The sequence below is a fragment of the Pseudomonas sp. genome, from assembly GCF_030696055.1.
GTDB lineage: Bacteria > Pseudomonadota > Gammaproteobacteria > Pseudomonadales > Pseudomonadaceae > Aquipseudomonas.
In genome coordinates, this window is sequence record NZ_JAUYNP010000176.1 from 1 (window position 1) to 9,386 (window position 9,386).

8 protein-coding genes, 1 tRNA gene and 3 pseudogenes are annotated in these 9,386 nt (G+C 63.5%); 2 read left to right on the forward strand and 10 right to left on the reverse strand.

Annotation, left to right across the window (positions count from 1 at the left end):
- Positions 1-146 precede the first annotated feature (146 nt).
- Positions 147-908, forward strand: a pseudogene (locus tag Q8Q83_RS20230) (MCP four helix bundle domain-containing protein); the annotation flags it as partial.
- A gap of 270 nt (positions 909-1,178) precedes the next feature.
- Positions 1,179-1,772 (forward strand): annotated as a pseudogene (locus Q8Q83_RS20235) (methyl-accepting chemotaxis protein); the annotation flags it as partial.
- Between the two features lie 23 nt (positions 1,773-1,795).
- Here the strand turns inward: Q8Q83_RS20235 and rfbD are convergent.
- From rfbD to Q8Q83_RS10445, 10 genes and pseudogenes are all read right to left on the reverse strand, one after another.
- The gene (gene rfbD / locus Q8Q83_RS10400; RefSeq protein ID WP_305623458.1) at positions 1,796-2,665 is read right to left on the reverse strand and encodes a dTDP-4-dehydrorhamnose reductase; all 870 of its coding nucleotides are present in this window, start codon (positions 2,663-2,665) and stop codon (positions 1,796-1,798) included.
- Positions 2,662-3,207 (reverse strand): dTDP-4-dehydrorhamnose 3,5-epimerase, encoded by a 546-nt coding sequence (gene rfbC / locus Q8Q83_RS10405; RefSeq protein ID WP_305623460.1) that lies wholly within the window; start codon positions 3,205-3,207, stop codon positions 2,662-2,664. The genes rfbD and rfbC overlap by 4 nt, the downstream gene beginning before the upstream one ends.
- Positions 3,208-3,209: 2 nt before the next feature.
- Positions 3,210-4,076: a glucose-1-phosphate thymidylyltransferase RfbA gene (gene rfbA, locus Q8Q83_RS10410; RefSeq protein ID WP_305623462.1), complete on the reverse strand. Its 867-nt coding sequence runs from the start codon at positions 4,074-4,076 to the stop codon at positions 3,210-3,212.
- Positions 4,073-5,140, reverse strand: a complete 1,068-nt coding sequence (gene rfbB / locus Q8Q83_RS10415; protein WP_305623463.1) for a dTDP-glucose 4,6-dehydratase — start codon at positions 5,138-5,140, stop codon at positions 4,073-4,075. The genes rfbA and rfbB overlap by 4 nt, the downstream gene beginning before the upstream one ends.
- A gap of 151 nt (positions 5,141-5,291) precedes the next feature.
- Positions 5,292-5,367, reverse strand: a tRNA-Thr gene (locus tag Q8Q83_RS10420).
- A 291-nt stretch (positions 5,368-5,658) separates the two neighbouring features.
- Complete coding sequence (locus tag Q8Q83_RS10425) at positions 5,659-6,876, reverse strand: methyltransferase (RefSeq protein WP_305623465.1); 1,218 nt, start codon at positions 6,874-6,876, stop codon at positions 5,659-5,661.
- A gap of 50 nt (positions 6,877-6,926) precedes the next feature.
- Entirely contained in the window at positions 6,927-7,616 is a 690-nt protein-coding gene (locus Q8Q83_RS10430) for an ABC transporter permease (RefSeq protein ID WP_305623466.1), read from the reverse strand.
- The gene (locus Q8Q83_RS10435) at positions 7,613-8,308 is read right to left on the reverse strand and encodes an ABC transporter permease (protein ID WP_305623468.1); all 696 of its coding nucleotides are present in this window, start codon (positions 8,306-8,308) and stop codon (positions 7,613-7,615) included. The genes Q8Q83_RS10430 and Q8Q83_RS10435 overlap by 4 nt, the downstream gene beginning before the upstream one ends.
- Before the next feature lie 50 nt (positions 8,309-8,358).
- The gene (locus Q8Q83_RS10440) at positions 8,359-9,111 is read right to left on the reverse strand and encodes an ABC transporter substrate-binding protein (RefSeq protein ID WP_305623469.1); all 753 of its coding nucleotides are present in this window, start codon (positions 9,109-9,111) and stop codon (positions 8,359-8,361) included.
- 17 nt (positions 9,112-9,128) lie between these two features.
- A pseudogene (locus Q8Q83_RS10445) lies at positions 9,129-9,386 on the reverse strand (ATP-binding protein); the annotation flags it as partial.

Here is a 9,386-nt window from a genome sequence, read left to right on the forward strand (position 1 = left end):
GGCTCGGCAGGCCCTGATGCAATAACCGGGCAAACTCTGCGCCATGGTCAATACTCTAGTCGTTGGGTGGCGCTCAGGATCCGTCGAGCCACCCGGTTGCGCCCCGCATGGACAGCCTGCGCTTGTCTGTCCGAGGAGATACCTCAATGCTGGCTCAATTAACCGTTCGCGCACGGCTGTTGTTGTTGGCCGTGGTGCCCTTGCTGGTGCTGGTCGTGGTGATCGCCATGGCCCTGAGCAATGCCAGCCGCCTCAATCAGAGCTTCGAAGAGCTGTTCACCGATCGCATGCAGCCGATCAGCCAGCTCAAGATCATCTCCGACGCCTATGCGGTGAGCATCGTCGATGCCTCGCACAAGTACCGCGCCGGGGTGTTCGACGAGGCCACCTTCCGCCAGAACTTCCGCGACGCCCGCCAGCGCACCGACCAGGCCTGGCGCGCCTATACCTCGACCCAGCTGACTCGCGAGGAGACCACGCGAGTGCGGCGCATCGAGTCGATGTTCGCCCAGGCCAATCGGCTGACCGACGAGCTGCTCGGCGAGGTCGATAGCGGCAAGCTGCGCGCCCAGGAAGCGAAGAGTTTCAACGAGCGCCTGTACGGCGCCATCGATCCGCTGGGCGGCGAGCTGGAGGCGTTGATCAAGCTGCAACTGGACGAGGGGGTGAAGCTCAATGACGAGGCGCAGGCGCAATACCGTTCGATCCGCAACAGCTTTCTGCTGATCGGCGCGGTGGCCTTGATCCTGTTGCTCGGCGCGGCGCTGGCGATCAGCCTGTCGATCATTCGTCCGCTGTCCGCCTTGCGCGCGGTGATCAGCGAGGTGCAGCAGTCCTCCAACCTGACCCTGCGCGCCGATATCAGCGGCCGCGATGAGGTGTCCGATACGGCGCGGGCCTTCAATACCCTGCTCGAACACCAGCAGGCCTTGATCCGCCATCTGACCGATACGGCGACCCAGTTGGCCTCGGCCTCCGAGGAAATGAGCGCCATCAGTGCCCAGGTCAGTCGGGTCGCCGCCGCCCAGGGCGACCAGACCAGCATGGTCGCCACCGCCGTGCATCAGATGAGCGTGGCGGTGCAGGAAGTTGCGCGCAACGCCCAGAGCACCGCGAGCACTGCCACGGATGCCAACCAGGAGGCGCGCCAGGGCAGCGCGTTGGTGCAGTCCAATCTCAAGGCCATCGAGGGGCTGTCCGCTTCGGTGGACAAGGCCGGCGGGGTGATAGATACCCTGCATAGCCAGAGCGACGAGATCAGCAAGGTGCTGGGGGTGATCCAGAGCATCGCCGAGCAGACCAACCTGCTGGCGCTGAATGCCGCCATCGAGGCGGCGCGGGCTGGCGAGGCCGGGCGCGGTTTTGCCGTGGTGGCCGATGAGGTGCGCAGCCTGGCCAGCAATACGCAGAAGGCCACCGAGTCGATTCGCGGCATGATCGATGCCTTGCAGGGCGGCGCGCGCAGCGCGGTGAGCGCCATGCAGCTGTCCCGCGAGCAGGCGCAGAACAGCGTCAGCCATGCCCGCGAGGCCGGCGAAGTGCTCAGCCATATAGTTCATGCCATCGAAGGCATAGCCGATGGCAATGCGCAGATCTCTACCGCCACCGAAGAGCAGACGGCGGTGGCCAACGAGATCAGCCAGAACATCAGCAGCCTTAACGACAGCATCGGCGAGGTGGTCAACGGTGCCGAGCAGAGCTCGCTGGCCAGCCGTGACCTGGCCCAGTTGGCCGCCGGGCTGCAGCAGCAGATCCAGCGCTTTAAGGCTTAGCGTTTCAAGGTTTAGACAGCTCGCTAACCTGGCTCGCTAAGGCACTCGGCCAGGGCTGTCTGCCAGCTGGGCAGCTGGATCTGCCAGTCGCGCTGCAGGCGCGCACAGTCCAGGCGCGAGTTGAGCGGGCGCTGCGCCGGGGTCGGGTAGGCGCTGCTGGGGATGGCCTGCAGCGCGGCCACGGGCTTGCCTTGGGCCTGCAACTGCGCGGCTATGGCGCTGGCGAAGCCAAACCAGCTGGTCTCGCCCAAGGCCGTCAGGTGGTAAATACCCCAGGGGCCGGCCCGGCCTGCTTGCCAGTGCTGGAGCAACTGGCCGGTGGCCCGGGCGATAGTGCCGGCCCAGGTCGGCGCGCCCATCTGGTCGGCCACCACGCTGAGGCTGTCGCGCTCCTGCAGCAGGCGTTGCATGGTCAATAGGAAGTTGCGCCCGTGCCGCGAGTAGACCCAGCTGGTGCGCAGAATCAGATGCGCGCCGCCCACCGCCGCAATCGCCTGCTCGCCGGCCAGCTTGCTGCGGCCATAGACGCTGAGCGGGTTGGGCGCATCGTCCTCGGCATAGGGCGAGGCCTTGCGGCCATCGAACACATAGTCGGTGGAATAGTGGATCAAGGGCGCGCCGAGGTCGGCGGCTTCCTCGGCGATAATTCCCGGCGCCGTGGCATTGATGGCGAAGGCCTGCTCGGGTTCGCTCTCGGCCTGGTCGACGGCGGTATGGGCGGCGGCATTGATGATCAAGGCGGGGCGCAGGCTGCGCAGCTGCTGGCGAATCTGTTGCGGCTGGCGCAGATCCAGCTGCGCGCTGCCGAGGACGAGCAGCTCGGCCTGGCCCTGCAGGCGCGATTGCAGCTCGCGGCTGACCTGGCCGTGCTGGCCGAGCAGAAGAATCCTCACGCAAAGCACTCGGCCGCGGCGAAGGTGCAGCCGGCCTGATCCTTGGCCGACAGCTGCGGCGCTCCAGCCAGCGGCCAGTCGATACCCAGCGTCGGGTCGTCCCAGCGGATGCAGCGCTCATGCTCGGGGGCGTAGTAGGCGGTGGTCTTGTAGAGGAATTCGGCGAACTCGCTGAGCACCAGAAAACCATGGGCGAAACCCTCGGGTACCCACAGCTGGCGCCTGTTCTCCGCGGACAGGTGCACGCCGGTCCAGCGGCCAAAGGTCGCCGAGCCGTGGCGCAGGTCCACCGCCACGTCATACACCGCGCCGGCGGTCACCCGCACCAGCTTGCCCTGGGGTTGCTGCAGCTGATAATGCAGGCCACGCAGCACGCCGCGCTGGGAGCCGGAGTGGTTGTCCTGGACGAACTCGCGCGTGAGGCCGGTGGCCTGCTCGAAGGCGCGGGCATTGAAACTCTCGAAGAAGAAGCCGCGTTCGTCGCCGAACACCTTGGGCTCGAGAATCAGTACATCGCTCAGCTCTGTGGCAATCGCCCGCATGCTTAGTCCTCGGCCAGGCCGTAGAGGTACTGGCCGTAACCGGTCTTGCCGAAGGCCTTGGCTTGCTTGAGCAACTGCTCGCGGTCGATCCAGCCGTGCTGGTAGGCGATCTCCTCCAGGCAGGCGACCTTCAGACCCTGGCGATGCTCGATGGTCTGCACGTACTGCGAGGCCTCCAGCAGGCTGTCATGGGTGCCGGTGTCGAGCCAGGCGAAGCCGCGGCCGAAACGCTCCACACGCAGGTCGCCGCGTTGCAGGTAGGCGTTGTTGACGTCGGTGATCTCCAGCTCGCCGCGGCTGGAGGGTTTGACCGCCTTGGCGATTTCTATCACCTGGTTGTCGTAGAAATACAGGCCGGTCACCGCATAGCTGGACTTGGGCTGGGCCGGTTTTTCCTCGATGGAAATGGCCCGGCCATCGCCGTCGAACTCGACCACGCCGAAGCGCTGCGGGTCTTTGACCCAGTAGCCAAACACCGTCGCGCCGCTGGGTTCGGCCGCGGCGCGCAGGAGTTTCTCGGTGAAGTGTTGGCCGTGGAAGATATTGTCGCCGAGGATCAGGCACACCGAATCCGTGCCGATAAATCGCTCGCCGAGCAGAAAGGCCTGGGCCAGGCCATCCGGCGAAGGCTGCTCGGCATAGGCGAAGTGCAGGCCGAACTGGCTGCCATCGCCGAGCATCTTCTGGAAGTTGGGCAGGTCTTCCGGGGTGGAGATGATCAGGATCTCGCGGATGCCGGCCAGCATCAGCACCGAGATCGGGTAATAGATCATCGGCTTGTCGTAGATCGGCAGCAGCTGCTTGGACACGCCCAGGGTGATGGGGTGTAGGCGGGTGCCGGAGCCGCCGGCGAGGACTATACCTTTCATACGCCATGCTCCTTGAGGGCGCCCAAACGTTCGCCTTGATAGCTACCGTCCTGCACGCGCCGGCACCAATCGAGGTTATGCAGATACCAGCGCACTGTCTTGCGCAGGCCGCTTTCGAAGCTTTCCTCGGGCGTCCAACCCAGTTCGCGTTCGATCTTGCCGGCATCTATGGCGTAGCGCTGATCATGGCCGGGGCGATCGGCGACGAAGCTGATCTGCTCTTTATAGGAGCCGCTCTGGCGGGGGGCCAATTCATCCAGCAGCGTGCAGATGCTCTCGACTACCTGCAGGTTTTTCTGCTGGTTATGCCCGCCGATATTGTAGGTCTCGCCGACCTTGCCCGCGGTCACCACCTTGAGCAGGGCGCGGGCGTGGTCCTCGACATACAGCCAGTCACGCACCTGTTGGCCGTTGCCATACACCGGCAGCGCCTTACCCGCCAGGGCGTTGAGTATCACCAGCGGAATCAGCTTTTCCGGGAAGTGATAGGGGCCGTAGTTGTTCGAGCAGTTGCTGATCAGCACCGGCAAGCCATAGGTGCGCTGCCAGGCGCGCACCAAGTGATCGGACGCCGCCTTGCTGGCCGAATAGGGCGAGCTGGGCGCATAGGGCGTGCTCTCGGTGAACAGCTCATCGACGCCGTGCAGGTCGCCATACACCTCGTCGGTGGAAATATGGTGAAAGCGAAAGGCCTGCTTGCGCATCTCGTCCAACTGCAGCCAATAGGCGCGGGCGGCCTCGAGCAAGGCATAGGTGCCGACTATATTGGTCTGGATAAAAGCCGCCGGGCCGTCGATGGAGCGGTCGACATGGGATTCGGCGGCCAGGTGCATGATGGCATCCGGCTGGAACTCGGCCAATGCCTGGCTGACCCGCACACTGTCGGCGATATCGGCCTGGAGAAATTGATAGCGCGGGCTGTGGGCCACACTGGCCAGGGATTCGAGATTGCCGGCGTAGGTCAGCTTGTCGAGGTTGAATACCTGATGCTCGGTATTGTTCAGCAGATGACGAATCAGCGCCGAACCGATAAACCCGGCCCCGCCGGTGATCAGGATGCGCATGGGGTCGATGCCCTCTCCATTGAGATAACCAGTCAGACGTTTCTTTTACTTGCTGGCGGCAGCACACACAAGCCGCGCTCAACGCGTAGCAAGACTTTCCGGGGCGCAGAAACAACAAAGGCCCGCATCGCTGCGAGCCTTTGAAATTAGATGGTGCCGGCACCAAGAATCGAACTCGGGACCTACTGATTACAAGTCAGTTGCTCTACCAGCTGAGCTATACCGGCACTTAAGGGCGGCCATTATATCCATTCGTTGGCCCGAGTAAAGCCATCTGCGTGCTGTTCTACCCAGGCTTTGTTATCAGCAGGAAAATCTTTATGCACAAGCGCACGGCCGCTACCAGAGCGTCGCGCGGATTTTGTGCGCGATCTCACGCTATTGTTTAACTAGCTGTTTTTATTAAATTTATTTTTAGATCAAAAAATGCTCAGGGCTTTCGCCGGCTGAAATGCTGGGCCTTGCAGGGTTCTGCTCAGAATCTATTAACAGAGTTATCCACAGATGCTGTGGGCAACTCAGTCGCGTTCGGCCAGTAACAGCAGGTTGCGTGGGGTCAGCTGGCTGGGGCAGAAGCTGCCGAGACGCACGCGATAGCCTTGCTCTTCCAGGTAGAGCGCGCGATCCAGCAGCAGCCAGAGTTCCAGTGGGCGGCGGAACAAGCCGCGCAGCAGTTCCAGGTTGCGCACCTGGGCCAGGCGTTGCCAGCCGAGGCTTTGCAGCTTGTCCCAGTCTTGCGTGGCGGGCGCCGGCAGTTGCTTGAGGGCTGCCAGGTCGCTGCAGTAGTCGGCAAAGCTCTTGTGCAGCCAGGCTGGGGGCAGTGAGGGCGTCGGCAGATAGTCGTCGCTGCCGCGCAGTTGACGTTGCAGCAGGTCGAAGGCCAGGCGCCAGGCCATCGACTGGTCGCGCTGGCGGCGGACCCGGGCGCCGGCGGTGACGGTTTCGCTCAGCGGCAGGGCCAGGTCATCCAGCGACAGTTGCAAGGATGACGCCTGGGCGATTGTCGACAGCGCCTGGTAGCTCGGCGTGCCGATGCGGTTATAGCAGCAGGGGGCGACGGCCAGTTGTCGGCAGCCGGCCTGGCTGGCCAGTTGCAACAGGCGCGTGTGCAGGTCGCCGCAGGCGTGCAGAGCCACAGGTGTGTGTGTGGCCTTGAGTTGCTCAGCAGCATCGGCCGCCAGCACATCCTGCTCGATATGCTGCGCGCTGAGGCCGAGTTTCTGGCTAAGTTGCTGGCCGCTCTGTACCAGCTGCGGGTCGTATTCCCAACAGCTTAGCGCGCCGCCGCTGCTCGCCAGCAAGCGCCCCAGGTGGCCTTTGCCGGCGCACCAGTCGAGCCAGTGTTGCGGCGCTTGGGCAAATTGCAGGCTGCTGGCGAATGCCTGGATCTGCTGCCATTTGCGCCCCGGCACGGCCGCGCTCAAGCGTGCCGGCGGTTCTGCGGACGGCCTATGTGGTAGTTCGGCAACTTGGCTCAGGGCAGTGGCTTGCGCCGCCAGCTGTGGGAAGGGCGCGGGTGCGACTAGCAGGTGTGGCTGGTTATGCGCGGCTTCGGCCTGCTCCAGGCTCTGTGCCTTCAGCCAGGCCGCCAGTTGCGGGTGCTCGGCTTCCCAGGGCAGTGCCGGGAAATGCACGAAGGGCCGTGGGCGCCACAGGCCCTGGTGTTCGCTCAGGAAGCTGTCCAGGGCGCGAAAGCGTTGCAGCAGAGCAGTGCCGCTTAGGGGTTTAGCATGCATGGGTTTGGCATCTGCGCAGGTTGAGCGAGGGCGGATCGGCCCTCGTTCGCTTAGCGGCCCTGGCAGGCGTCGACCCTCAGCCAGCCTTCCAGCACCCTGAAGCCGCGCACCAGGATAAAGGCGATCAGCAGGTAGAACATGCCGGCGGCGAAGAAGATCTCCACCGGCAGGTAGGTGCGCGCGATGATGGTGCGCGCCATGCCGGTCAACTCCAGCAGGGTGACGGTACTGGCCAGGGAGCTGGCCTTGAGCATCAGAATCACTTCATTGCTGTAGGCCGGCAGGCCGATGCGCGCGGCCCGCGGCAGGATGATATAGAACATGGCCTGGGCCCGGGACATGCCCAGGGCGCGGGCCGCTTCGACTTCGCCTGGCGGCACGGCCTGGATGGCGCCGCGCAGAATCTCGGCGATATAGGCGGCGGTGTGCAGGGTCATGGTCAGGATCGCGCACCAGTACGGCGAGCGCAGGTAGGGCCAGAGCGGGCCCTCGCGCACCAGGTCGAACTGGGCCAGGCCGTAATAGACCAGAAACAGCTGCACCAGCAGCGGCGTGCCACGGAAGAAGAAGATGTAACCGTAGGGCAGCGCGCGCACATACCAATGCCGGGAGGCGCGGGCGATGCCCATGGGAATGGCCAGGATCAGCCCGGCGACGACCGCGAAGGCCACCAGCTCCAAGGTCAGTACCGCACCTTCGGCCAGGCGTGGCAGCCACTTGAGGATTATTTCCCAGTTCATCCCGCGCTCCTGATAAAGCCGCGGCTGGAGCGCTTCTCGAGGAAGTACAGGCCGATCATGGCAAGTATGGTCAGGCCCAGGTAGATAAAGGCCGCGACCAGGAAAAAGGTAAAGGGTTCTTTGCTCGAGGTGACGGCGATTTGCGAGCGTCGCATGATTTCCTCGAGGCCGATGACCGACACCAGGGCGGTGTCCTTCATCAAAATCATAAACAGGTTGCCCAGGCCGGGCAGGGCGATGCGCCACATCTGCGGCAGGATCAAGCGCCAGAATATCCGTGGCTTGGACAGGCCCAGGGCCTGACCCGCTTCGCGATGGCCCCTGGGGATGGCCAGGATGGCGCCGCGAAACACCTCGGTGGCGTAGGCGCCGAAACACAGGCCGAGGGCGATGGTGCCGGCGGCGAAGGCATTCAGCTCGAGGCTTTCGATGCCCAGCAGGTCGGCCAGGTTGCGCATCAGCTGCACGGTGCCGAAATAGATCAGCAGTACCCAGAGCAGTTCGGGGATGCCGCGCACCAGGGTCGAATAGGTGCCGCCCAGCCATTGCAGCGGCTTGTACGGCGAAGTCTTGGCCAATGCGCCGAGCAAACCGAGCACCAGACCCAGGCTGAGCGCGCTAAGCGCCAGCTTGATGGTCATTAGGGTGCCGGCGGCCAGGGCTGGGCCGAATCCATAGAGGTCGAGAGTCATGGGGCGCTCAGAAGCCTGCGCCGCCCGGAGGGCGACGCAGTGCCGGCTGCTTAGTAGATGCTGAAGGGGAAGTACTTGTCGTTGATCTTCTTGTAGGTGCCGTCGGCCACGATTTCTTTCAACGCGGCGTTCAGCTTGTCGCGCAGGGCGTCGTCTTTACGCACGGCGATGCCGATCTTGTCGTTGTCGAAGACCGGGTCGCCCTTGAACTCGAAGCCCTTGCCGGCATCGCTCTTCAGCCATTCCCAGTTGACGAAGGTGTCCGCCAGCACGCCATCGAGGCGGCCCGAGGAGAGGTCGAGGTAGGCGTTTTCCTGGGTGTCGTACAGCTTGATATCGACCACGTCGTTCAGGTTGTCTTCCAGCCAGGTGCCGGCGATGGTGGCGCGCTGCGCACCTATCACCTTGCCTTTCAGGCTGGCCTTGTCGGTCTTGAAGTCACCGCCTTTGGGCGCGATAAACTGCAGCTTGTTGGTGTAGTAGGGTTCGGTGAAATCGACCGCGGCCTTGCGCTCTTCGGTGATCGACATGGAGGCGACCAGGAAGTCGAATTTCTTCGCGTTGAGGGCCGGGATGATGCCGTCCCAGTCGGAGGTGACCACTTCACACTCGGCTTTCATCTTGGCGCACAGGGCCTGGCCGATTTCCACATCGAAGCCGCCGACCTGGCCGCTGGCGTCGATCAGGTTAAAGGGTGGGTAAGCGCCCTCGGTGCCTATTTTCAGTTTCTCCGCGGCACCAGCGCTGGCACTGAAGGCCAGGGTGGCGGCAGCGGCCAGCAGGATTTTCTTATAGTTCTGCATGCGTCGTAGCTCCGTGTTTAGTGATTGCTGGACATGAATTGTTTGCAGCGTGCCGAATTGGGGTTGTCGAACACCTGCGCGGGCGAACCCTGTTCTTCAACCAAACCCTGATGCAGGAACACCACTTCGCTGGAGACCTGACGGGCAAAACCCATCTCATGGGTCACCAGCAGCATAGTGCGACCTTCCTCGGCGAGCGCGCGGATCACATTAAGCACTTCTTGTACCATCTCCGGGTCGAGCGCCGAGGTCGGCTCATCGAACAGGATCACTTT